Annotated in this window: 18 protein-coding genes; 13 read left to right on the top strand and 5 right to left on the bottom strand. The window is 67.4% G+C overall.

Annotated features, from left to right (window positions below; all coding sequences use genetic code 11):
- Nucleotides 1-68: 68 nt before the first annotated feature.
- Nucleotides 69-581, bottom strand: coding sequence for an SgcJ/EcaC family oxidoreductase (locus H7A87_RS15320; protein WP_115677302.1), 513 nt, complete (start codon nucleotides 579-581; stop codon nucleotides 69-71).
- Between the two features lie 503 nt (nucleotides 582-1,084).
- Between H7A87_RS15320 and gap the strand changes: the two genes are divergently transcribed.
- The 8 genes from gap to H7A87_RS15280 all read left to right on the top strand — a co-directional run bounded on the left by gap (nucleotide 1,085) and on the right by H7A87_RS15280 (nucleotide 12,334).
- The gene (gap, locus tag H7A87_RS15315; RefSeq protein ID WP_104648883.1) at nucleotides 1,085-2,086 is read left to right on the top strand and encodes a type I glyceraldehyde-3-phosphate dehydrogenase; all 1,002 of its coding nucleotides are present in this window, start codon (nucleotides 1,085-1,087) and stop codon (nucleotides 2,084-2,086) included.
- Nucleotides 2,087-2,303: 217 nt separating this feature from the next.
- Nucleotides 2,304-2,774, top strand: a complete 471-nt coding sequence (locus tag H7A87_RS15310) for a hypothetical protein (protein WP_115677300.1) — start codon at nucleotides 2,304-2,306, stop codon at nucleotides 2,772-2,774.
- Between the two features lie 183 nt (nucleotides 2,775-2,957).
- Nucleotides 2,958-5,732: a DUF2339 domain-containing protein gene (locus H7A87_RS15305; protein ID WP_119127526.1), complete on the top strand. Its 2,775-nt coding sequence runs from the start codon at nucleotides 2,958-2,960 to the stop codon at nucleotides 5,730-5,732.
- The gene (locus H7A87_RS15300; RefSeq protein ID WP_119127528.1) at nucleotides 5,729-7,081 is read left to right on the top strand and encodes a DUF3999 domain-containing protein; all 1,353 of its coding nucleotides are present in this window, start codon (nucleotides 5,729-5,731) and stop codon (nucleotides 7,079-7,081) included. Before H7A87_RS15305 ends, H7A87_RS15300 begins: the two co-directional genes overlap by 4 nt.
- A gap of 322 nt (nucleotides 7,082-7,403) precedes the next feature.
- Entirely contained in the window at nucleotides 7,404-8,579 is a 1,176-nt protein-coding gene (locus H7A87_RS15295) for a phosphoglycerate kinase (protein WP_119127530.1), read from the top strand.
- Nucleotides 8,576-9,229 (top strand): HAD family hydrolase, encoded by a 654-nt coding sequence (locus H7A87_RS15290; protein ID WP_104648885.1) that lies wholly within the window; start codon nucleotides 8,576-8,578, stop codon nucleotides 9,227-9,229. Before H7A87_RS15295 ends, H7A87_RS15290 begins: the two co-directional genes overlap by 4 nt.
- A gap of 338 nt (nucleotides 9,230-9,567) precedes the next feature.
- The gene (pyk, locus tag H7A87_RS15285) at nucleotides 9,568-11,034 is read left to right on the top strand and encodes a pyruvate kinase (RefSeq protein ID WP_119127532.1); all 1,467 of its coding nucleotides are present in this window, start codon (nucleotides 9,568-9,570) and stop codon (nucleotides 11,032-11,034) included.
- Nucleotides 11,035-11,329: 295 nt separating this feature from the next.
- Nucleotides 11,330-12,334 (top strand): class I fructose-bisphosphate aldolase, encoded by a 1,005-nt coding sequence (locus tag H7A87_RS15280; RefSeq protein WP_104583694.1) that lies wholly within the window; start codon nucleotides 11,330-11,332, stop codon nucleotides 12,332-12,334.
- A gap of 163 nt (nucleotides 12,335-12,497) precedes the next feature.
- Here the strand turns inward: H7A87_RS15280 and H7A87_RS15275 are convergent, their stop codons facing one another.
- The 3 genes from H7A87_RS15275 to cobA form a co-directional block, all read right to left on the bottom strand.
- Nucleotides 12,498-13,037, bottom strand: coding sequence for an O-acetyl-ADP-ribose deacetylase (locus H7A87_RS15275; RefSeq protein ID WP_024938170.1), 540 nt, complete (start codon nucleotides 13,035-13,037; stop codon nucleotides 12,498-12,500).
- A 383-nt stretch (nucleotides 13,038-13,420) separates the two neighbouring features.
- A complete protein-coding gene (cysK, locus tag H7A87_RS15270) occupies nucleotides 13,421-14,380 on the bottom strand; it encodes a cysteine synthase A (RefSeq protein ID WP_119127536.1) in 960 nt (319 codons plus the stop codon).
- Between the two features lie 16 nt (nucleotides 14,381-14,396).
- Entirely contained in the window at nucleotides 14,397-15,602 is a 1,206-nt protein-coding gene (gene cobA, locus H7A87_RS15265; protein WP_119127538.1) for a uroporphyrinogen-III C-methyltransferase, read from the bottom strand.
- A 163-nt stretch (nucleotides 15,603-15,765) separates the two neighbouring features.
- On the opposite strand from cobA, the gene H7A87_RS15260 reads away from it, so the two are divergent.
- On the top strand, nucleotides 15,766-16,749 hold the full coding sequence (locus H7A87_RS15260; protein WP_104583691.1) for a LysR family transcriptional regulator: 984 nt from the start codon (nucleotides 15,766-15,768) through the stop codon (nucleotides 16,747-16,749).
- A gap of 774 nt (nucleotides 16,750-17,523) precedes the next feature.
- Nucleotides 17,524-17,805: a hypothetical protein gene (locus H7A87_RS15255; protein WP_104648890.1), complete on the top strand. Its 282-nt coding sequence runs from the start codon at nucleotides 17,524-17,526 to the stop codon at nucleotides 17,803-17,805.
- Nucleotides 17,806-18,350: 545 nt separating this feature from the next.
- Here H7A87_RS15255 and H7A87_RS15250 read toward each other — a convergent pair.
- Nucleotides 18,351-19,547, bottom strand: a complete 1,197-nt coding sequence (locus H7A87_RS15250; protein ID WP_104583689.1) for a GAF domain-containing sensor histidine kinase — start codon at nucleotides 19,545-19,547, stop codon at nucleotides 18,351-18,353.
- A 285-nt stretch (nucleotides 19,548-19,832) separates the two neighbouring features.
- Here H7A87_RS15250 and H7A87_RS15245 point away from each other — a divergent pair, with 285 nt between their 5' ends.
- From H7A87_RS15245 to H7A87_RS15235, 3 genes are all read left to right on the top strand, one after another.
- On the top strand, nucleotides 19,833-20,267 hold the full coding sequence (locus H7A87_RS15245) for a DUF2946 family protein (RefSeq protein ID WP_119127539.1): 435 nt from the start codon (nucleotides 19,833-19,835) through the stop codon (nucleotides 20,265-20,267).
- Nucleotides 20,268-20,462: 195 nt separating this feature from the next.
- Nucleotides 20,463-22,466 (top strand): TonB-dependent receptor, encoded by a 2,004-nt coding sequence (locus H7A87_RS15240; RefSeq protein WP_180497035.1) that lies wholly within the window; start codon nucleotides 20,463-20,465, stop codon nucleotides 22,464-22,466.
- Nucleotides 22,466-23,995, top strand: a complete 1,530-nt coding sequence (locus H7A87_RS15235; RefSeq protein ID WP_119127543.1) for a PepSY domain-containing protein — start codon at nucleotides 22,466-22,468, stop codon at nucleotides 23,993-23,995. Before H7A87_RS15240 ends, H7A87_RS15235 begins: the two co-directional genes overlap by 1 nt.
- The last annotated feature ends 40 nt before the right edge of the window (nucleotides 23,996-24,035 follow it).

Genomic DNA, 24,035 nt, shown 5'->3' with positions numbered 1-24,035 from the left:
GAAGGAACTCCGACGCCTGCATGCGCGGGGGAGCCGGCAGCGAGCGGATGGCGGCAGGGATCGCGCACTTATCTGGCCTTGGCGAGCTTGGGCGCATCCACTTCCGGCATCGCCGAGCTGTGGTGGTTGATGATCAGCCACTTGTCGTCGCGCTTTTCGTACACGAAGGTGTAACGCGCCTGCACCTTGCTCTTCTTGCCGTCCTTGTCGGTCAGCGTGAAGGTATAGACGCCGGCATCCACTGCGCTGTCGTCATCGAGCACGCGCACGGTGCGGTAGTTGACGACGCCCTGCGGCTTCTTGGTCAGGAACATCGCGAAGTATTTTTCGATCTGCGCACGCGAGGCGCGCACCTCGTTGGAGACGGTCGGCAACAACACACCGTCTGGCGCGTACAGATCGGCCACTTTGTGCGGGTTGCCGGTGGCCAGTGCCGCGTTCCAGGTGTCGAACAGCGCAGCGACTTCGCGCGCTTCGCCATCGGTGGGCAAGGTGGCCTTGTCGGTGTAGTGCATCACGCCGCCAGCCAGCGCCGGGGTGGCGGCCAGTGCCAGGACCAGGGAGAGAAAGGTGCGACGCATGGGGGAATCTCCGTTGTGATGGATGGCTGCCTCAGCAGGCACGGCCAGTATCGAAATCCACGGAGCGCCGAAATGCTGCTGTTCGGCATATGCATCGATACGCCTTTCAGCGTATCGACGTAGAACTTAAGTAATTGAAATAATTTGGATATATCGAAAATAAGGCGTGTTTTCGATTGCCGCGTCCGTGCCGCACCTCAGATCGTCGCGGGCCCTCAAGTCAGGCAGGCGTCAGCCCATGCCGCATCGTGCTTGCAGCGCCGAACTCATCACCTTGTCGATTGACGGCACCCGCACAGCGTGCCCACCTTTCGATTCCCGATTCCCGATTCCCGATTCCCGATTCCCCAATCCCCAATCCCCACCCCGCATGCACCACGGCACAACGCCCTGGCGCCACATGCCGCAGCGCTGGCTGCAGCACGGCTGCGCGAGTGCGACGCTGCTAGAATGGCGGTCCCTTTCCATCCGCCGCGCCATCGCGGCCGCAGGAGCTAGTGAACATGGCAATCAAGGTTGGCATCAACGGATTCGGTCGCATCGGCCGCAACGTGCTGCGCTCTGCGGTGCAGAACTTCGCCAATGACATCGAGATCGTGGCCATCAATGACCTGCTCGAGCCCGATTACCTCGCCTACATGCTGCAGTACGACTCGGTGCATGGCCGCTTCAAGGCCGATGTGTCGGTCGACGGCAACACGCTGATCGTCAACGGCAACAAGATCCGCCTGACGCAGGAGCGCGACCCGGCCAACCTCAAGTGGGATGCGGTCGGTGCCGACGTGGTGATCGAGTCCACCGGCCTGTTCCTGACCAAGGAAACCGCGCAGAAGCACATCGACGCCGGCGCCAAGAAGGTGATCCTGTCGGCACCGTCCAAGGACGACACGCCGATGTTCGTGTTCGGCGTCAACGACAAGACCTACAACGGCGAAGCGATCGTCTCCAACGCCTCGTGCACCACCAACTGCCTGGCGCCGCTGGCCAAGGTGATCAACGACAAGTGGGGCATCAAGCGCGGCCTGATGACCACCGTGCACGCGGCCACCGCGACGCAGAAGACCGTGGACGGCCCGTCGAACAAGGATTGGCGCGGCGGGCGCGGCATCCTGGAGAACATCATTCCGTCCTCCACCGGTGCCGCCAAGGCCGTGGGCGTGGTGATTCCCGAGCTCAACAAGAAGCTGACCGGCATGAGCTTCCGCGTGCCGACCTCGGACGTGTCGGTGGTCGACCTCACCGTCGAGCTGGAAAAGCCGGCCACCTACGCCGAGATCTGTGCCGAAGTGAAGGCGCAGAGCGAAGGCGCCTTGAAGGGCGTGCTGGGTTACACCGAAGACAAGGTCGTGGCCACCGACTTCCGCGGCGAAACCTGCACCTCGGTGTTCGACGCCGACGCCGGCATCGCGCTGGATTCGACCTTCGTCAAGCTGGTGTCCTGGTACGACAACGAGTGGGGCTATTCCAACAAGTGCCTGGAAATGGTGCGGGTTGTCGCGAAGTAATCCTTGCGCCTAGGCGACGAGTGAAGGCCCCGGCATGCCGGGGCCTTTCGTTTTGTATGTGCCGGAACGTGACGTGTGCTGATGCCGTCACCGCGTCGTCGGCAGTACGAGAAGTGGACTTTGCGAGGCCCACGTGCGCTAATTTGCGGGCACGGCGGTCGTTCCCGTGTCGTGTACGAAGGATCGGGGAACTCCATGGATCGAGAGAACAAAACTCATGAGTAAATTTCTGGCGGGCGTATTGGCGCTCGGTGTGGTGATTGCGGTGTCGGCTCCGTCGACCACTTGGGCCGCGAAAAAGCAGACCGGTACGCCGGCCTGGATGAATGCCGATGGCGAGGTGATCAAGTCGGCCGATGTCGAGGCGGGCTATGGCGAAACGGTCAAGGGCATCAACGATTACGAAGGCGAGATCACCGGCAAGCCGGCGCCTGACAGCAAGTTCACCCAGCTGAAGATCGGCATGCCGATGAAGCAGGTCACCGACCTGATTGGTCAGCCCAACGATCAGGGTTCCTACGTGACCGGCAAGGCGTTCATCCCGTTCTTCTTCGGCGGCGACCGCTACCGGTATGAGATGGCCTACAAGGGCCAGGGGCGTCTGGTGTTCGCTGGCAAGTCGATGGACACCGGCGGCAACCTGATCTGGATCATCCATAACAAGAACGACAGCGGCTACCGCGAATGATGTTCAAACGCCCGGTTCTACCGGGCGTTTTTCTTGGGGGCATGTCCATGCATGTAGCCATTGCGTGCCGGTGCCCCTGGCGGCATCACGTCGCTGCGCTTCAGCCAGTGATTGGCTGCCCAGACGCGCCCTGAGCCTGTATGGTTCGCGCATTCGGCCGGATGCCGACTCAGGGGTTATGCGTTGGAAACGATGATCGTGTCGGTGGTGCTGTTGCTGCTTGCGGTGCCGGTAGGGTTGGTGATCGCCCTGGTGTGGATCGCCGGCCTGCGGCGGCGCGTGGATGCGCTGGAACAGCGGCTTGCGCAATGGCAGGCCAGCGGCGCAGGCGGCGCGGACGCGGCGGCGGTGCACAGCCCAATGCAGTCGCCAGTCGGTACATGGGGGGCGCGGGAGGCGTCCGACCTCGGCCTGTCTGGGTCTGGCGCCCCTGAGCGGCCTGCCGCCGCAGATGTGCATGCTGCGCCGTCGCCGGTCGCGCCGATGCCGAGACCGATGCCGCCATCATTGCCCGCACAGGTGCCCGCATCTGCTACGGCGCGCAGCGCAGTCCAAGCACCGCCCCTGGCCGCTGCACCTGCGGAATTCGAGCAGCAAGCGTACGACGTCCCGTCCGGACCAGGCCCGCTGGCGCGCGCGGCCAGCGCGGTGAAGCGCTGGTTCACCGAAGGCAACGTGCCGGTCAAGGTCGGCATGCTGGTGTTGCTGGCCGGCGTGGCGTCGCTGTTGAAGTACGCCAGCGACCAGGGCTGGATGCGCATGCCGATCGAGCTGCGGCTGGCCGGCATCAGTGTGCTGGCGCTCGCCGGCCTGGTGCTGGGCTGGAAGCAGCGGCTGCAGCGGCCCGGCTTTGCGTTGGCGTTGCAGGGCGGGGCCATCGGCGGCTTGCTGCTGACGGTGTTTGCCGCGTTCAAGTTGTACGGGCTGCTCGGCGCAGGCCTGGCGATGGGCATCAGCGTGGTGCTGATTGCGGGCATGTGCGTGCTGGCGGTGGTGCAGGATTCGCGCACGCTGGCGGTGCTGGGGGTGCTGGCCGGCTTCCTTGCGCCGATCTGGCTGTCCACCGGCAGCGGCAATCATGTCGCGCTGTTTGCGTATTACGCGGTGCTCAACGCCGGCATCGTGGCGATCGCCTGGACGCGTCCGTGGCGGGTGCTGAACCTGCTCGGATTCGCCTTCACCTTCGGCATCGGCACGCTGTGGGGCGCGCTGCAATACACCCCGGCGAAATTTGCCACCACCGAGCCGTTCCTGCTGCTGTTCTTCGCCATGTATGTGGCAATCCCGTTCCTGCATGCGCGGCGTGGCGATGGCAGTGCGGGCAAGCTGATCGACGGCAGCCTGTTGTTCGGCACCCCGCTGGTGGCCTTCGCGTTGCAGGCACGCCTGCTGGATGGTGAACGCCTGCCGTTGGCGCTGTGCGCGTTGGCGGTGGCTGCGCTGTACGCGGGTCTGGCCCGCTGGTTGCTGCGGCGTGCCTCCACGCGTCTGCTGGGCCAGGCGCACGCGATGCTGGCGGTCGGTTTTGCCACCCTGGCCGTGCCGCTGGCACTGTCGGCGCGTGCCACCGCCAGCGTCTTTGCGCTGGAGGGTGTCGGTCTGCTGTGGCTGGGGCTGCGGCAACGGCGTCGGATCTCGCAGTTCAGCGGGGTGGCATTGCAGTTGCTGGCAGCGGTGGGTGTCGCCTTCGGTGTGGATGCCTGGCGTTACGACGCGGTGGCGGTGGCCAACGCCACCTGCATGAGCACTCTGCTGCTTGCACTGGCTGGCTGGGCCAGTGCCTGGTTCCTGCGCGATGCAGGGCAGCCGCGCCGCGCGCTGGTGGCGTATCTGTGGGGGCTGGGCTGGTGGACGCTGTGCGGCGTGCACGAGATCCTGCGCTTTGCCGGCGATCTGCGCAGCGAGCCGGATCTGCTGCTGGGTTTTGTCGCGCTCACCGTGTGGCTGGCCGCCGAGGTGCATCGGCGTCGCCCGGCAACGGCGCTGGTGTGGACGGCGATGGCCGGGCTGGCGCTGGCTGCGCCGTTGGCGCTGTGGCAATGCCATGCGCATACGCAACCGTTCGCGCATTGGGGGGCGCTGGCCTGGCTGGCGTTTGCCGTGGCAGGCACGCGCGCGCTGTGGTGCCTACGCAGGCAGCACGGCGCAGGCGCCGTGGCCGCGCAGTTCATCTGGTGGCTGCTGTGGCCGTTGGTGGTGTCGCTGGGCGTGGCCTGGCTGGCCGACACCTTCATGCTCGCACATGGCTGGCGTTGCGCCTTGCTGGCCGCGCCTTGGCTGATCGTGGCGGCAGTGGGGCTGTTGCGCTGGCCGTGGCTGGCGTGGCCGCAGGGTGCCGGTTTCGATCGGGCACGCAATGCCTTGCTGGGCTGTGTGTTCGCGGTGCTGGGCATCGGCTGGTTGATCGTGCTGCTGGACCCGGTGAGCGCGGCGCCATTGCCGTGGCTGCCCTTGCTCAATCCGGCCGAGCTGGCGCAACTGGCGGTGCTGGCCCTGCTGGCGCGGTGGGCGTGGTCTGCGCAGGCGCCGTTGGTCGTGCAACGGTGGCGGGTGACCGCGCTGGGTGTCCTGGGCTGGGCCCTGGTCACCGGCAGCACCCTGCACAGCGTGCATCACTGGGGTGGCGTGGCATGGGACGCCGGGTTGATCGGCGCGACCCTGTCGCAGACCAGCCTGACCATCGTGTGGAGCGTGCTGGGCGTGCTGGGCTGGGTGATCGGCTCGCGGCGCGGTCAGCGTGGGCTGTGGCTGGGCGGTGCGTTGTTGATGGGCCTGGTGCTGGCCAAGCTGGTGCTGGTCGACCGCCAGCATCTGGGCAATCTGCTTGGCATCGGCTCGTTCATGGCCTATGGCCTGTTGTGCACCGTGGTGGGCTACCTGGCACCGGCGCCGCCGCGCCAGCCGGTGGCCGACGCGCAGGCCGTCGGAGACGATGGCGTCGACAAGGAACAGGCATGAAATCGAGGCAATGGGGATGGCTGTTGCTGGTGCCGCTGATGGCGCAGGCGGCCGATGTGCGCCAGGACTATCGGCAACAGTGGCCGCTGCAGGTGGCCGGCTCGGACGCCGGCCTGTATCAGCTGCGCTTGAACGCAGCGATCTATCGCAGCGCACAGGACGCAGGGCTGCGCGATGTCACGGTGATCGATGCGCGTGGCGAGGAGATGCCGGCCGCGCTCTTGCCGGTGGATGCCGCGCCGGCTGCCGCGCCGCGTCGACAACGCCTGCCCGTGTTTGCGCTGCCGGCCGGTGCAGCACCTGCCAACGGCGATCTGCAGCTGATCGCCGAACGCGATGCCAGTGGCGCGGTGCGGCGGCTGGAAGGCCGTTTTGCCACCGGCGCCGCTGCAGGTGCCGGTGGCAGCTGGTTGATCGATGCCAGCGCATTGGGTGATCGTCCGCGTGCGCTGTGGCTGTACTGGGACGGCAACACGCCGGTGCAGGCGCGGCTGCGTGTGGAAGGCAGCGACGATCTGCGCGACTGGCACCTGCTCGCCGCAGATGCCACCGTGATGGCGCTGGACAACCAGGCGCAGCGTCTGCAGCAGCGCCGCATCGCGTTGGACGCGGGCGCGCGCTATCTGCGCATCGTGCCGGTGTCCGGCGAGTTGCCGGCCTTGCGCGCGGTCGATGCGGAACTGGACGGCGTCGCTGCGCCGCTGCAATCGCAGTGGCTGGAGTTGCCGGGCACCGCACAGGACAAGGCGGTGCTGTATGCCTTGCCCGGGCGCTTTCCGGTCACCCAGGTCGATGTCAGCGGCGGTCAGGCCGAGGCGGTCGAATGGATCGCGGAAAGCCGTGATGCCGATGACGCGCCGTGGCTGCGCCGCGCCGGGCCGTGGTTGGCGTATCGACTCGGTGCCGGCAACGCCGCCGCGTCCCCGCCGCAACAGCTGTCGGCCCCGGTGCGTGATCGCCAATGGCGCTTGCTCGCCGCACAAGGCCGCAGCACCGCGAGGCCGACGCTACGCGTGGGCTACCAGCCGGAGCGGATGATGTTCCTCGCCCAGGGGCAGCCGCCGTATGCCGTGGTCGCGGGCAGCGCGCGCGTGCAACGCGGAGACGCGCCACTGGCCTCGATGCTGCAGGCGCTGCGTCGCGAACGCGGCGCGCAGTGGCAACCGGCGCCTGCCAGCATCGCCGCGCAGGCGCAGCCGCTGGCCGGCGATGCCGCACTGCAGCCGGCCGCCACGCCGCGCGACTGGAAGCGTTGGTTGCTATGGGGGCTGCTGATCGGCGGCGCCGTGCTGGTCGGTGGTTTCGCCGTGAGTCTGCTGCGCAGCCCGGCGGCCAATCGCAGCCCCTGACGACCCGCGCGCCGCACGGCGGTTTGCCGCTGCGGCGCGAAGGTCCGACAATGGGCATCCCCCGTCGCCAAGGCAGCCGCATTGCCCGTCGTCCTCGACCGACCATCCCCCGCATCGCCAGCCGTATGGGCGGCGATATGCGCGGCAGGCAAGCTGAAATCTCCGCGACCTGCACGCGGGCGCAACGCCAGCGTGCAACGGCTGCCCCACGCCATCCATCCGCGCAGCGCCCAGACATCGGCGCCACGTGTACCGGCTGCTTTTTCGATTCCCGAATCCCGATTTCCGAATCCCCATTCCCCAGACCTAGCGAGCTGACCCCATGTCCATCGTCCGCATGACCGACCTCGATCTCTCCGGCAAGCGCGTGCTGATCCGCCAGGATCTCAACGTGCCGATCGACAACGGCCAGATCACCTCCGAGCAGCGCATCACCGCGTCGGTGCCCACCATCCAGCTGGCGCTGGAAAAGGGCGCCGCGGTGATGGTCACCTCGCACCTGGGCCGCCCCAAGGAAGGCAGCTGGACCGAGGAGGATTCGCTGGCGCCGGTGGCCGCGCGCCTGACCGCGCTGCTGGGCGTGGACGTGCCGCTGGTGCGCGACTGGGTCGATGGCGTGGAGGTGGCGCCGGGCCAGGTGGTGCTGCTGGAAAACTGCCGCATGAACGTCGGCGAGGGCAAGGACGACGAAACCCTGGCGCGCAAGTACGCCGCGCTGTGCGATGTGTTCGTCATGGACGCCTTCGGCACCGCGCATCGCGCACAGGCCTCCACCCATGGCGTGATCCGCTTCGCGCCGGTGGCTGCCGGTGGGCCGCTGTTGATGGCCGAACTCGATGCGCTGGCCAAGGCACTGGACAATCCGGCCAAGCCGCTGCTGGCGATCGTGGCCGGCAGCAAGGTGTCCACCAAGCTGGAGTTGCTGTCCAACCTGGTCAACAAGGTCGACCAGCTGATCGTCGGCGGCGGCATCGCCAACACCTTCATCGCCGCGGCCGGGCATGCGGTGGGCAAGTCCCTGAGCGAGCCGGACCTGATTCCCACCGCCAACCAGATCGTCGCCGATGCCAAGCTGCGCGGCGCGGAGATTCCGTTGCCCACCGACGTGGTCGTCGCCAAGCAGTTCCTGCCCGATGCCGAGGCGACGGTGAAGGCGCTCGATGCGGTGGAGGCCGACGATCTGATCCTGGACATCGGCCCGCAGACCGCCACGCGCTACGCCGAGCTGATCGCCAGTGCCGGCACCGTGGTGTGGAACGGGCCGGTCGGCGTGTTCGAGTTCGAGCCCTTCAGCCACGGCACCGAAACCCTGGCGCGTGCGATCGCCAGCTCCAAGGCGTTCTCGATCGCCGGTGGCGGCGACACCCTGGCCGCGGTGGACAAGTACGACATCGCCAAGGACGTCACCTACATCTCCACCGGCGGCGGCGCGTTCCTGGAATTCCTGGAAGGCAAGACCCTGCCGGCGGTGGCGGCACTCGAGGCGCGCGGCAAGTGAGTGCAGCCACGCTGTTCTTCGATCTGGACGGCACCCTGGTCGATTCGGAGCCGGGCATCGTCGCCAGCATCGTGCATGCCTTCGACGCGGTGGGCCAGCCGCGACCCTCGCCGCAAACCCTGCGCGCGTGGATCGGCCCGCCGCTGCGCGACAGCTTCACCGACTGTTTTCCCGATGACCCGGCGCTGGTGCAGCGCACACTGGCAGCGTATCGCCAGCGTTACGACGCGGTGGGCTGGACCGAACTGAGCGTGTTCGACGGTATCGGTGCAGTCGTCATGGACCTGCAGCGCGCCGGTCATCGCCTGGCGGTGGTGACCTCGAAGAACGAGCGTTACGCGCGCCGCATCGTCGAGCATCTGCCGTTCGGTGCGTGCTTCGAGAACGTGATCGGGGCCAGCGAAGACGGCGAGCGCCGTTTCAAGCCGGACCTGATTGCCGAAGCCTTGCGACGCCTGGACATTGCCAAGACCGGCTGCGTGATGATCGGCGACCGCCGGATGGATATCGATGGCGCCAACCATCACGGCATCCATAGCATCGGCGTGTTGTGGGGCTTCGGCGACGAAGCCGAGCTGCGGGGCGCAGGTGCGGGCGCGATCGCACACACCCCTGCCGAGTTGCGCGCCCTGATCGATGGACAGGACTGACGGACCACGCAGCCGCGCACATTGCCAGGCGAGCGCGGCCGGCGCTCGCCTGGGCGTGGCCGCATGCGCAGGCGGCGAGGGGCGCGCAGCGTCGGCGCCCCGGCGTCCGCTCGCTGTCGTCTGCTGACCGCTGCGAACCGTGGGACCTTCACCGCTGCCGCGTTAGGGTGGCAGCCCACAGCAACAACCCGCCGCGCGCCCAGCGCGCTGCGGAAAGCGTACGTACTGTCCCGCACTGTCTACAGGACATGCCGGAATGCGAGGGTGGCTATGCCGCAATGCCATCCTCGGTAGGTGACGCGTGTGTTAAGTTTCGCGGCTTTTACAGGGAGGCCATCATGAAAGAACGTCAACGCCGCACCAAGATCCTTGCCACGCTCGGACCGGCGACGGATCCGCCCGGTGTGCTGGAGGCCTTGTTCAAGGCCGGCGTCAACGTGGTGCGCCTCAACTTCAGCCACGGCGACCCGTCCGGCCAGGCCAAGCGCGCTGCCGAAGTGCGCGCCGCGGCCGTCCGCGTCGGTGCCGAAGTCGGCATCCTGGCCGACCTGCCGGGCCCGAAGATCCGCGTCGAACGTTTTGCCGAAGGCAAGATCAAGCTGGCCACCGGCGAGCGTTTCGACCTGGTGGCCGACCCCAATGCGCCCGCGGGCGACCAGCACCAGGTTGGCGTCAGCTACCTCGGCCTGCCGCAGGACGTGGCCGCCGGCGACGTCCTGCTGCTGGACGATGGCCTGGTGCAGCTGCAGGTGACCGAGGTGCAGGGTCAGCGCATCGTCACCACCGTGCTCAACGATGGCGTGCTGTCCGATCGCAAGGGCCTGAACAAGCAGGGCGGCGGCCTGTCGCTGGGCGCGCTGACCGAGCGCGACAAGGAACTGATCGGCATCGTCGCCAAGATCGGCGTGGACTTCATCGCGGTGTCGTTCTGCCGCAACGCCGAGGACATGAACGATGCGCGCCGTATCGCGCGTCAGCATGGCTGCGATGCCGCGCTGGTGTCCAAGATCGAGCGCACCGAAGCGATCGAGAACCTGGTCGAGATCGTCGAAGCCTCCGACGTGGTGATGGTGGCGCGTGGCGATCTGGGCGTGGAAATCGGCGATGCCGAATTGCCGGGCCTGCAGAAGAAGATCATCCGCGAATCGCTGGCGCAGAACAAAGTGGTGATCACCGCCACGCAGATGCTGCAGTCGATGGTGGAAAGCCCGATCCCGACCCGCGCCGAAGTGCTCGACGTGGCCAATGCGGTCATCGACGGCACCGACGCGGTGATGCTCTCGGCCGAGACCGCAGCCGGCGCCTACCCGGTGCGTGCGGTGGAAGCGATGGCACGCATCTGTCTGGGTGCCGAGCGCCAGTTCGAGTTCGACACCGACTTCGAAGCGGCGCAACGCAACCTGCAGCGCGCCGACCAGGCGATCGCAATGGCGACCATGTTCCTGTCCGAGCACATCGGTCTGGCCGGCGTGGTTGCGTTGACCGAGTCCGGCGGCACGCCGCGTTACCTGTCGCGCTTCCGTTCCAACATGCCGATCTACGCCTTCACCCGTCACGATGGCGCACGCCGCCACATGGCGATGATGCGTGGCGTGTTCCCGATCAGCTTCGACAGCCGCGGCCTGACCCCGCGCGAAGCCGCACGTGCGGCGATCCGCCTGCTGGTGGAGAACGAGCGCATGGGACCGGGCGACCGCGTGGTGTTCACCAGCGGCGAGCACATGGAAACCCATGGCGCCACCAACACGCTGCGCCTGCTGGAAGTGGGCGAGGACGGCCGCGCCAGCGGCCTGGGCGAGCTGTAACGCCTGGCCTGAGCCGCGCGTGCGTCGCAGGTCGATGCACGCGCTGGCCCACCATCGTTGCCTGCAAATACAGCGGCGGCCTGCGGGTCGCCGTTGTGCTGTGCGGGACATGGTCTGCGGTGCGTGATGCGCCTGCAGGCGCGCTTAGCGCGAGGCACGCGCGTCACGCTGCGAGCAGCGGCACACATCCTGTCATGCAGCACATGTGTAATCGGTTGCAGACATTCCGTGAAGGAATGTATACGACTTTCGTCGCTATACTTTCCTTCTCCCCCGCAGCTGCCACAGGAACTACATGAGCATCGAACAGCTTGCCGAAACCGCCCAGGCCATGGTCGCCCCGGGCAAGGGCATCATCGCCATCGACGAATCGACCAGCACGATCGCCAAGCGTTTTGCCAGCGTCGGCATCGAGAACATCGAAGAAAACCGTCGCGCCTATCGCGAACTGCTGCTGACCACGCCCAAGCTGAGCGACTACATCTCCGGCGCCATCCTGTTCGACGAGACCATCCGTCAGAAGACCAAGGACGGCGTGCCGTTCGCCGAGTACATGACCGCCCATGGCATCATCCCGGGCATCAAGGTCGACAAGGGTGCGCAGCCGCTGGCCGGCATGCCGGGCGAGCTGGTCACCGAAGGCCTGGACGGCCTGCGCGCGCGTCTGGAGGAGTACTACACGCTGGGCGCACGCTTCGCCAAGTGGCGTGCGGTCATCAACATCGGCGAAGACATCCCCTCCGGCACCTGCATCGAGGCCAACTCGCATGCGCTGGCGCGTTACGCCGCGCTGTGCCAGGAGCAGGGCCTGGTGCCGATGGTCGAGCCGGAAGTGATCATGGACGGCAACCACGACATCGAGACCTGCTACGAAGTCACCGAAGCCACGCTGCGTTCGCTGTTCGGCGCACTGTATGAGCAGAATGTCGTGCTCGAAGGCACCATCCTGAAGGCCTCGATGGTCATCTCCGGCAAGGGCTGCGAAGAGCAGGCCAGCGTGGAGGAAGTGGCCGAGTCCACCGTGATGTGCCTGAAGTCGACCGTGCCGGCGATCCTGCCGGGCATCGTGTTCCTGTCCGGCGGCCAGACCGACGAGCAGTCCACCGCCCACCTCAACGAGATGCACCAGCTCGGCAACCTGCCGTGGCCGCTGAGCTTCTCGTATGGCCGTGCGATGCAGCAGGCTGCGCTGAAGCTGTGGGCCAAGGACATGACCGGCAACGTTGCCAAGGCGCAGCAGATCATCTATGAGCGCGCCAAGGAAAACGGCCTGGCCGCACTGGGCAAGTGGAAGGGTTGATCGCCGTGTCGGCCGCCTTGCGGCCGGATCGAACGTAGCAAAGAGAACGCCGGCAGCGATGCCGGCGTTTTCGTTTGCGTGGACCGCGCTGCGCCTGCGTACCTGCCCAAATGCAACGAGCGCCTCGCGGCGCTCGTCATCCCTACCTTCTGCATCCCGAGCGTCAGGCGGCAGCGGTTTCCTGCGCGGCCAGGGCTTGCTGGTAGGCCTTGAACGTCGCTTCGTTATAGGCCACCAGCACGATGTGCTTGGGCACCTTGTGCGAGCGCTGCCAGTCGCGGGTTTCGGTCACGGCGATGCGTGCGGCCTGGTACAGCGGATAGCCGTAGATCCCGCAGCTGATGGCCGGGAACGCGATCGAGTGCAGCATCATCTGCTCGGCCAGTTTCAACGATTGCCAGTAGCAGTTGGCCAGTTGTTCCGGTTCGTTGTGCTTGCCATCGCGCCAGACCGGGCCGACGGTATGAAAGACATGCCGCGCCTTGAGGTCGAACCCGTCGGTGATGCGGATTTCGCCGGTGGGGCAGCGCACGCCCGGACGCACCTGCGGCAACGCTTCGCAGGCCTGCAGCAGGCGCGGGCCGGCTGCGCGATGGATGGCGCCATCCACGCCGCCACCGCCCAGCAATGATTCGTTGGCGGCGTTGACGATGACGTCAACGTCGAGTTCGGTGATGTCGCCTTGCCAGACTTCGATCTTCATAGCGCGATAATTATGGGATTTGCATGAGGAACGCGTGATGGGGCGCGCGTTGCGGAACGGGCACGCTATCGCCCATTCATCTCACCTGCTGCGATTGCCGGAAACGGCTGTGGCGGTTGCGCTAACGGAGGCTTGAGAACACCCCGATGCGATCGATCGGCTCAATCGCCGGCCAGCCGTATCACCGACGCTCGGGCACCTACGGCCTGCGCCGCACGCGCGCACAACAGGCGCTGTAGTGGCGGCTGAATTCGTCACCCAGACGCGCTTCTTCAACGGAATCGCATACCGCAGAAGGTCAGGGGCGATGCCCGGGTGGACCCACAAGCAAACAGGCCGCGCTATGGGCGCGGCCTGTGCGTGCAAATCGACGACGTGATCGATCAAGGCAGACCGGCCAGCCAATCGTCGTCGGAACCTTCGTTGATGTCGGCAAACAGCGGCGTGGAGAAATAGCGCTCGCCGGTATCGGGCAGCATCGCCAGCACCACTGCGCCGGGCGCCGCGCCTTCGGCCACGCGCAATGCGGTGGCGACAGTGGCGCCGCCGGAGATGCCGGTGAAGATGCCTTCTTCGGCGGCCAGGCGGCGCGCCACGGTGATCGCGTCGGTGTCTTCCACGCTCAGCACGTCGTGGGCGACCTCGCGGTTGAGCACTTCCGGCACGAAGTCCGGGGTCCAGCCCTGGATCTTGTGCGGCTTCCAGTCCTGGCCCTGCAACAGCGCAGCGCCAGCCGGCTCGGTGGCGGTGATGCGTACTTCCGGGCGGGCCACGCGCAGCACTTCGCCCACGCCGGTGAGCGTGCCACCGGTGCCCCAGCCGGTGACGAAATGGTCCAGCCGGAGCCCGGCGAAGTCGCGCAGGATTTCCGCGGCGGTGGTGTTGCGGTGGTAGGCCGGATTGGCCGGGTTGGCGAACTGGCTGGCCAGGAACCAGCCATGCTGCTCGGCCAGTTCCCTGGCCTTGCGCACCATGCCGCTGCCGCGCTCGGCCGCCGGGGTCAGGATCACCTTGGCGCCATAGGCGCGCATCAGCTTGCGGCGTTCGATGGAGAAGGTTTCCACCATCGTGGCGACGAACTTGTAGCCGCGCGCGGCGGCCACCATCGCCAGCGCCACGCCGGTATTGCCGGAGGTGGCCTCGACGATGGTGTCGCCGGGCTTGAGCAGGCCGCGCTGTTCGGCATCGAGGATGATCGCCAGCGCCAGGCGGTCCTTGACCGAGCCGCCCGGATTGAACGACTCGACCTTGACGTACAAGGTCACGTGTTCCGGAGCGAGGCGATGGAGTTTGACCACCGGGGTACGGCCGATGGTGTCGAGGATGTTGTCGTACAGGGCCATGGGGTCTCCGTCGGAATCAGGCTGCGTGGGCGAGTGTGGGCGCGTCGGGCGTTGCGATGGGTGAGTGCGGGGACGGGGGCGCGCTCAACGGCGCGGCGCCGAACCAGTGCAGGCTGGCGGCCAGCCCGGCGACCTCGCCCAGGATCAGCAGGGCTGGCGCACGCACCGCGTGCTGCTGCGCGGTGGCGGCCAGGCCGGCGAGCGTGCCGGTGATCACGCGTTGCTGCGGGCGCGAGCCGTTTTCCACCAGCGCGAACGGAGTGGTCGGCGCGCGACCTGCCTGCAGCAGGCGCTGCTGGATGCTCTCCAGGCCGGCCACGCCCATGTAGAAGGCCAGGGTCTGGCGTTCCTGGCCAAGCGCCTGCCAGTCCAGTGTGTCGAGCGAATCCTTGCAGTGCGCGGTGATCAGCCGCAGCGATTGGGCATGGTCGCGATGGGTGAGCGGAATGCCGGCGTAGGCGGCGCAGGCGACCGCGGCGGTGATGCCGGGGATGACCTGGAAGCCGATGCCGTGCGCGCGCAGGAATTCCAGCTCTTCGCCGCCGCGGCCGAACACGAACGGGTCCCCGCCCTTCAGCCGCACCACGCGGCGCCCGGCGCGCGCGTGCTCGCGCATCAGTGCATGGATCTGTTCCTGGCGCGTGCTGTGGCCCTGGGCGGCCTTGCCGACTTCCACGCGCAGGGCGTCGCGCCGGGCCAGTTGCAGGATCTGTGGGCTGACCAGGCGATCGTAGAGCAGCACATCGGCCTGGCGCAGCGCACGCAGGGCATGCCGGGTGAGCAGGCCGGGGTCGCCGGGGCCGGCACCGACCAGGGTCACGCTGCCGGGGGAAAGCTGGCCGACCCTGGTGCGGGGCGCCGGCGACCGCGCAGGTTGGGCGTCCGAAGCGGCGGGTGCGGCGTCGTGGGTGAGCAGGCGCCGCGCGCTGGCCGCGGCGCGCAGCGCGTCGTTGAGGTCGGGCGCAGTGCTGGCGGCGATGGTGAGCCAGACCGGTTGATCGGGCAGGTCCAGCCAGGCCGGCTCGAACCGTCCCACCAGCCAGCGCAGCCGCCCGGCCTGCGCCCAGGCGCGCAGCTGCGGGCTGAGTTCCGGTGCGCCCACCAGCGGCAGTGCGCCGGCCTGCAGCAACGCGGCGGTGGCGTGCTCGGCCTCGGCGCCGCCGCCGATCACCAGGACGGCACGGCCACGCAGGTCGGCAAGAAGCGGGAACACAGAGGGCACGGACAGCGCATCGAGAGGGGAGGGCCAGACCGTAACGCCGGCATATAGCCGTCGGAAATGACTTCATACACCCTGAAAATAGCGTTCGGTTATAAGCTGGCCTGCAGAACTCCTCTACAGTCGAGTTCCTCGTGGCGCCTCGCGCTTTTTTGGATATAAGCCCATGACGCTGACCCAACTTCGTTATCTGGTCGCCATCGCCGATGCCGAGCTCAACATCACGCTCGCGGCCGCGCGCGTGCATGCGACCCAGCCCGGTCTGTCCAAGCAGCTCAAGCAGCTGGAGGACGAGCTGGGCTTTCTGCTGTTCGTGCGCAAGGGGCGTAGCCTGGATGCGGTGACACCGGCCGGCGTGGAAGTGATCGAGCGCGCGCGCTCGGTGCTGTCGGAAGCCAACAACATCCGCACCTATGCGGCCAACCAGCGCCGCGAGAGCCAGGGCCAGCTGACCCTGACCACCACCCATACCCAGGCGCGCTTCGTGCTGCCGCCGGCGGTGGCGCAGATCAAGCACGCCTATCCGCAGGTCAGCGTGCATCTGCAGCAGGCCGCCGAAAGCGCGGCGCTGGACCTGCTCAGCCAGGGCGATGCGGATATCGCGGTGGTCAGCACCGCCGGTGGCGAACCGAGCGCCGGCATCGCGGTGCCGCTGTATCGCTGGCGTCGGCTGGTGATCGTGCCGCGCGGCCATCCACTGGACCAGGCACGTGCCGCGCCGGACATGCAGGCCCTGTCTCAGCACCCGTTGATCAGCTACGAATCCTCCACGCGGCCCGGCTCCTCGCTGCAGCGCGCGTTCGCGCAGGTCGGGCTGGAGCCGAGCATCGCGCTGACCGCGCTGGATGCGGACCTGATCAAGACCTATGTGCGCGCCGGCCTCGGCGTTGGCCTGGTGGCGGAGATGGCGGTCAGCGCCAGCGACGAGGACCTGCGCGCCTGGCCGGCACCGGCGCCGATCGCCGAGTGCATCGCCTGGGCGGTGCTGCCGCGCGACCGCGTGCTGCGCGACTACGCGTTGGACCTGGTGCATGTGCTGGCGCCGCAGATCGACAAGCGCGACCTGCGCCGCGTGCTGGACGGCAACCAGGCCCCGGCCTGGCCATTGCCGCCGACCTGGGAATCCCTGACCCAGACCATTACCAGCTGAAACGCCTGTCGAAGATTGCAGCGCGCATCGACCACGCTTGCTCACGACGTCTGCGGGGTTTGCGAGAGGGCTTCGTCACTGAGGGGCGCTTGCGCGCGTACCGGCATGGGACACGCCGCAAGTACGTCCATGTAGGCTCTGGCGCGGCATCCATGCCGCTCAAGGTCCCACACCGGCACGCGCGCAAGCACCACCGATTGGTGTCGGTGGCTGCAGGAGAAGCGAAAGCATTGCTTGCCTATCAGCGGACGTGAGGAGTGAAGGTGCCGCGCTCGGCCATTCCCGCACCCACCTCTGCACGGTCTTGTGCGAATACTTCGGTCACTGAAAGGCGCTTGCGCGCGTACCGGCATGGGACACGCCGCAAGTACGTCCATGTAGGCTCTGGCGCGGCATCCATGCCGCTCAAGGTCCCACACCGGCACGCGCGCAAGCACCACCGGGTGTTGTCGATGGCTGCAGGTAAAGCAGGGGCATTGCCTGCCAGTCAGCTGCGGTGACGAGTTGAGGCGTGATGCCGCGTCCGGTTGCGCCACCGCGCATCGATCGCCCCCGCAGGCGATGGCTGCCGGTGTTGGTTGCGGGCGCTTGCGCGCGTACTGGCATGGGACACGCCGCAAGTACGTCCATGTAGCAACTGTGCAACTGCGTCACGCTGGCTGTCAGTGTTCGGAATCGATGGCGACAGTTCGTACACTGCGGTCTGCATGCAGGGTGTACCGACCCGGTTCACTGCACGTGCTCCCCGTTCGCCACTGTGAGGCGCTGAAACCGATGACCGAGCCCCTGCGTCCACCACTGAGCCGGCTGTGGTTACCCGATCAGGATGGCGGCATGGCGTTGCAGCTGTCGGCAAGCATCGAGGGACGCGAGCATGCGGTACTGACGGTATTGGCTGATGCCCGGGACGAGTCGCTCTGGGTGGCAGTGCAGGCCGATGGCACCCAGGTGCAGATTCCGCTGGCGGTGTTGCGCCAGTTGCTGGAGGTTGCGGCAGACGAGGTGCATTCGGCGGACTGGTTCGCACGCCAGGATGCGGCCGATTCGGAGGATTGAGACGGTCGACGGTAATCGGCGAAAGCCATCGCAATGCTGCGCCGCAGCGCCCGCTTTCCGGAAAAACCATCGTGTTATCAATGGCCTGGCCAATCACCTGCGCTGACTGGAATGCATGCTGTCAGTGATTCTCCCTACAGGTGTCAGGGTGGCCGCGGCGGTGTGGTCTGGCCGCATCAAGTTGGACGCTGCGCTGTCGTAAATCCTTGTAGCAACCATGACGCGACACGCTCGAACGTCTAGGGGTGGACGGCGCAGGACCGGCGATGCGGGACATCGCATGGCCGGTCTGTTTGTCGGTGTCGTCAAGCGGTTGCCAGCGCTGTCGCAACACCGTTGCGCGAGGCTGCGCACGGGAACGACCGGCGCACCCGGGTCCCTGGGGAGAGACCTGGCGTGCTTGGCGGCGGAGTCGGGTCGGGAGCCCGGGTCCGCCTTTTTTTTGCGCTATCGACCGGAGCGTGCCGGTCTGCGCAGCGCTGGCAAGCCAGCGCTATCTGCTGCGCGGTGGCGGCGGTCTGGCGCGGCGCTGCCGAGCGCCGTTGTCAGGCCAGCGGGATGCGCACCGAAAAGCAGGTGCCGCCGCTTGGGCGGGGGCGCACATCCACTTCGCAGCCCAGGGTTTCGGCGGTGCGGTGCACGATCCACAGGCCGATGCCCAGCCCGTCGCTGCGCGGGTCGGCCTGGCGGAAGGCCTGGAACACCTGTTCGGGGTGGTCCAGGTTCAGGCCGATGCCGCTGTCGATGATTTCCACCACCGCATGGCCGGGGCGCCGCCGGACGCCGACCAGCACGCGCCCGCGTTCGGTGTACTTGACCGCATTGCCGATCAGGTTGCCGAGCAAGGTGGTCAGCAGCGTGGGATGGCTGCGCACGCGTAGCGAGGTGGGTACATGGCGCAAGGCCAGGCACTTGTCGATCGCCGGTTGCCGCCACACGCCCAGCACCGCATGCAGTACATCTTCCAGTGCCAGCGGCTGCAGATCCGGCGAGGCGGTCTCGCTGGCGGCGGCCAGGGTGGCCAGCTCGTCGAGGTTGCGTGCCACCAGATTGATCGCATCGCGCGCGGTGACCAGGGTCGGGATGGAATCGACGTTGGCATGCCGGCGCATCTTGTCGATGGCATAGGCGGCGGTACGCAGCGGGGTCTTCAGGTCGTGCCCGGCGATGGCCATCAGGCGACTGCGGTAGCGGTCGGACTCTTCGGCCACCTGCAGCGCGCGGCGCAGCTCCAGCTGCGCCATGGTCTGGCGCGCCAGTGCGCGCAGCGCATCGACCTGTTCGTCGCTGAGTTGGCGCGGCTGCCGGTCGAGCACGCAGACCGTGCCCAGCGGGAGGCCTTCGCTGGTCTTGAGCACGGCACCGGCATAGAAATGCAGCGGTGCCTCGCCGGTCACCAGCGGATTGCGTGCGAAGCGCACATCCTGGCGAGTGTCCGGCACCACCAGCACGTCGCTGTCGAGCAACGCATGCGCACACATCGACTTGAACAGCGGTGTTTCGCGCTCGCCCATGCCGATTTCGCTCTTGAACCACTGCCGGTCGGCATCCACCAGGCTGATCAGCGCGATCGGGGTCTGGCAGATGATCGAGGCCAGCCTGGTGATGTCTTCGAACGCGGCCTCGCGCGGCGTGTCGAGAATGCCGTAGCTGCGCAGCGCCTGCAGGCGCAATGCCTCGCTCGGCGGCTTGGCAGCGCAGGGAAGGGGCTCGGCCGCTTGATCGGACAGGACGGTGCTCATGCGCGCGCAGGATGACTGGAGTGATGTACAAGCATAGGGCATGCCAGGGCCGGCCACGTAGGCGCTGTCATGTCCACTGCCGGAACTGTGACTACCGGCCTCGACAACCGCCGTGCATGGTCTTCCACGGTTGCCCCTGTGTGTCGGCGCGGTTCGGGGGCGGACGTGGACTCCGCCACCGGCCCTTGTGGTGGGCAGGGTGAGCGGTGCCGACGGGTGCGACATGCGGTCGCGCACCGGCCGCCACCATCGCCCCCGCGGCATGTGGCGGCTTACACTCGCGCAATGCCCTCGCTCCGTCGCCACCCCTGCCTGCATCTGCTTGCCTGTCTGGCAGTGCTGCTGATGCTGGTGGCGCCGCTGATCAGCCGCTGGAGCCAGGCGCCGTCGGTCGAGCCGATGTGCATGAGCGGGCCGGTGCTGGACGCGGGCGGTTCGCTGCATGCGGATCATCAGGCCCTGCCGGCACAGGCAGCCGCGCATCAGCATCCCACCGCTGCATCGCCAGACAAGCCGCACACCGGCGAACACGCCACCACCCACGGCGAAGCCTGCGATTACTGCGTGCTGGCCGCGCGCCTGCTGCCGTGGCTGGCGCTGTTGGTGTTGTCCCTGCTGCACCGGCTGCCGGCGCCAGCGCCGGTGCACCGGCAGGCACGCCCGGCAACGATGGTGCGTTGGGCCGCACTCGGGGCACGTGGGCCGCCGTTGCACGCGTGAGTCTGGCCCCATTGCGGGCGTCCGCTGCGGTGGATCGATTGCGTGCCCGATCGTCTGGCACGCCTGCACGCAGCTGCACGGACGCCCCGTCTTCCTGAAGTGATGCCTGTGCCCGCCGTCATGCCGCGGCGCACGGCAGTGTTGCCGTGCCGGCACGGCAAAGGGGTGGTCATGTGGTTGCGATTATTGAAAACGCTGTGGTGCGCGCCATCGCTGGCGCTGGTGTGTGGGTCTGCCTGCGATGCGCAGGCGCAGGATGCGGCATTGACCCTGGGCAAGGTGCAGGTGAACGCGCAGCCGCAGCGCAGCCCGAGCGCGGCACGCGTGCTGAGTTCGGTGGATGTGATCGGAGGCGAGCTGCTGCATGATCAACACGTCGACTACAGCTGGGAGCTGCTGATGCGTGCGCCCGGCGTGCAGGTCACCCAGTTCCGCATGGGCACCGACGCGGGGCGGTTCTCGTTCCGCGGCTTCAATGGCGAGGGGCGGATCAATGCGGTGAAGCTGCTGATCGACGGCATCCCCAGCAACGACAACGCCGGCGGCATGCCGTATCTGGATGCCGTATTCCCGCAGGACATCAGCGCGATCGAGATCGTGCGCGGTACCAACGATGCGCGCTACGGTCTGCATGCGATCGCCGGCAGTGTGGATGTGCTGACCCGTACCGGCGGCAACGATGGCCGGCTGAGCGTGACGGCCGGCAGTTTCGGTGCGCGCGAGGTGCAGCTGGGCAAGGGTTTCGAACAGGGCGCGTGGAGCCAGAACTATGTGCTGGCCTGGCGCGACTCCGATGGCTATCGCGAGCATGCCGACGCGCGCAAACGCAGCGTGGCCGGCAAGTGGTTCTATACCGACCCCGGTGGCGCATTCCGTGCCGGGCTCACCACGCGGTACTACGACAATCATGCGCTGGAGGCGGGTTATCTGGATGCAGCCACTGCGCGTGCGGCGCCACGCAGTTCGCCGGGCTATGCGCAGGACGATCGCAGCGAACGCCAGCTGCGGCAGACCGCGTTGCATGCGGACGGCACACTGGGTGCCGCTGCGCAGTGGAGCGCCAAGGCCTACCAGAACGACTACCGCAATCGGCGTTGGGTGCGCTTTTCCGCCGCCGGCCTGCAGCAGGAACGCGATACCGACGAAACCCACCGCGGCCTGCTGTTGCGCGGCAACTGGCAGCCGGATTGGGGCGCGCTGGCGGCCAATCTCGAAGCCGGCGTGGACGCGCAATGGCAGGACAATCAGTCGCAGCGTTACCGCACCGTGGCACGGGTGCGGGGTGCGCAACTGCGTGACTGGGAGTACACCCTGCGCACGCGCGGCGCCTATGTGCAGGCGGTGCTGACGCCGATCGAGCGGCTGCAGCTGGTGCCCGGCTATCGCATCGACCGCGTCGCTGGGCAGCTGCACGATGTGCGTGCCGGTATTTACGCACCGACCTACGACTACGGCACCATCAAACAGCCCAAGTTCAGTGCCAGCTACCGGTTGGCCGGGCAGAGCAGCGCGTACGCCAACTGGGGGCGGACGTTCCAGATCGGCAGCGGCGATGGTGCGTACCGGCGCCAGCCCGGCAATCTGGGCCCGTCGATCAACGACGGTTGGGAAGCCGGCTTCAAGTTCGCGCCATCGGCGGTGATGGACGGCCGCCTGGCGTATTGGGAGCAACGCGCCTCCGGCGAAGTGGCCACCATTCTGGGTGTCAATGGCGTGGCCGGTGCCGGCGATGTGGCCAATGTCGGGCGCACGCTGCGCCGCGGCTGGGATGCGCAACTGAACCTGCAGCCGGCCGAACACTGGCGGGCCTGGATGTCGTATGCGCGGCAAAAGGCCAGCATCGCCACGCCCGACCCGAGTGCGCCGGCCACGCGCGGCAAGGAGATCGAGAACGTGCCGCACTGGCTGGCCACCGCCGGGCTGGAGTGGCAGCTCACTGCGGCCCTGCAGCTGAGCGCCTGGGGCACTGCGCAGGGCGATTATTATCTGGAGCGCAGCAATACGCTGGGCCGCACCGGTGGTTACGCCCTGCTCAATCTGGGCGCGCGCTGGAATGTGGATGCGCACAATGCGCTCAGCCTGCAGTTGCGCAATGTCACCGATCGCGCCTACGTCTACGCGTGGTACGACACAGGCAGTTCCGGCTATTCGCCTGGCGATGGACGTGCGCTGTCGCTGTCGTGGGACTGGAGCTTCTGATGCGCGCGATCATGGTCGATGACAGCGTCACCGAACCGCGCCGGGATGGCCGCTGGCGCTTCTATCGCGCGGTGTGGCGCTGGCATTTCTATGCCGGCTTGCTGGTGTTGCCCTTCATCGTCTGGCTGGCGCTGACCGGTGCGGCGTTTCTGTACCAGGATGCGATCGACCGCAGCGTGCACCACGGCTTGAAGGTCGTGCCGGTAGGCGAGGCGCGGGTGCCTGCGCAACGCCTGGTCGATGTGGCGCAGCGCAGGTATGGCGGCACCCTGTTTCGTTACACCACGCCCAGCCGCGCCGATGCCAGCGCCGAGATCGGACTGGTCGATACGCACGGTGCGCGGCAGGTGGTGTATGTCGACCCCTACCGCGCACGCGTGCTTGGCACGCTGCCCGAGCATGGCACGCTGGGCTGGACGATTCGCCGGCTGCACAGTCTCGCCCTGGTCGGGCCGTCCGCGCGCGGGTTGATCGAAATGGCGGCCGGCTGGGCGATCGTGCTGGTGCTCACCGGCGTGTATCTGTGGTGGCCGCGTGGGCGCCGCGGTGGGGTGGTCAGCGTACGCGGCAAGCCCGCGCAACGGCTGTTCTGGCGCGATCTGCATGCGGTCACCGGCGCGGGCGTCGGTGCTGTGTTGCTGTTCCTGGCACTGACCGGGATGCCATGGTCGTGGCTGTGGGGCGCGCAGGTCAATCGCTGGGTCAACGGGCAGGACTTCGGCTACCCGGCCGGTCTGCGGGTGCAGCAGCCGATGTCGCAACAGCGCTTGTCCGAGACGACCGATCCGGCGTGGTCGTTGCGGCAGGCGCGCGTGCCGGAATCTGTGGTGCCTGGGCGTGGAGCCGTGGGGGTGGATGAGGGTCTGCATGACGGGCGGGCGGGTGTGACGCTGGCGGATGCGGAACACACGGAACACACGGAACAGCCAAGCCCGTCAGAACACGCGGTGCAGTCGGAACATGCCGCCCACGGCGGCACCGGTCATGTCGCAGCGCCGGGGGACGGTGCAATCGGGCTGGATGCGGCGATGGCGAGCTTCGACGCACTCGGCATCGTGCCGGGCTACAGCGTCTCGCCGCCACATGGTGCCGCCGGCGTGTACACCGCTTCGGTGTATCCGGCCGACCTGCAGCATCAGCGCGTGATCCATCTGGATCAGTACAGCGGCGCGGTGCTGCTGGACATGCGCTATCGCGATTACGGGCCGGTCGGACGCGCGCTGGAATGGGGCATCAACGTGCATCTGGGTCAGCAATACGGCACGGCCAATCAGCTGATCCTGTTGCTGGCGTGCGCGGCCATCGTGCTGCTGTGCGTGAGCGCGGCGGTGATGTGGTGGAAACGTCGCCCGGTCGGCGGCCTGGGCGTGCCGCCGTTGCCGGCAGATCCGCGCACGCTGCGCGGTCTGCTGGTGCTGCTGGCGATCTGCGGGCTGATCTTCCCGCTGGTCGGGGCGTCGTTGGTGCTGATGTGGTTGCTGGATCGCTACTGGATGCAGCGCAACCAGGCGCGTGTTCCCGTGCCATGAGCACGTGTGCGTCACCTCGATGCGCTGTGGACTCGCCGAG

This window comes from Xanthomonas sp. CPBF 426 (assembly GCF_903989465.1).
Lineage (GTDB): Bacteria > Pseudomonadota > Gammaproteobacteria > Xanthomonadales > Xanthomonadaceae > Xanthomonas > Xanthomonas euroxanthea.
Note: the sequence above shows the minus strand (reverse complement) of the source record. Positions and strands in the feature narration are given on the sequence as shown.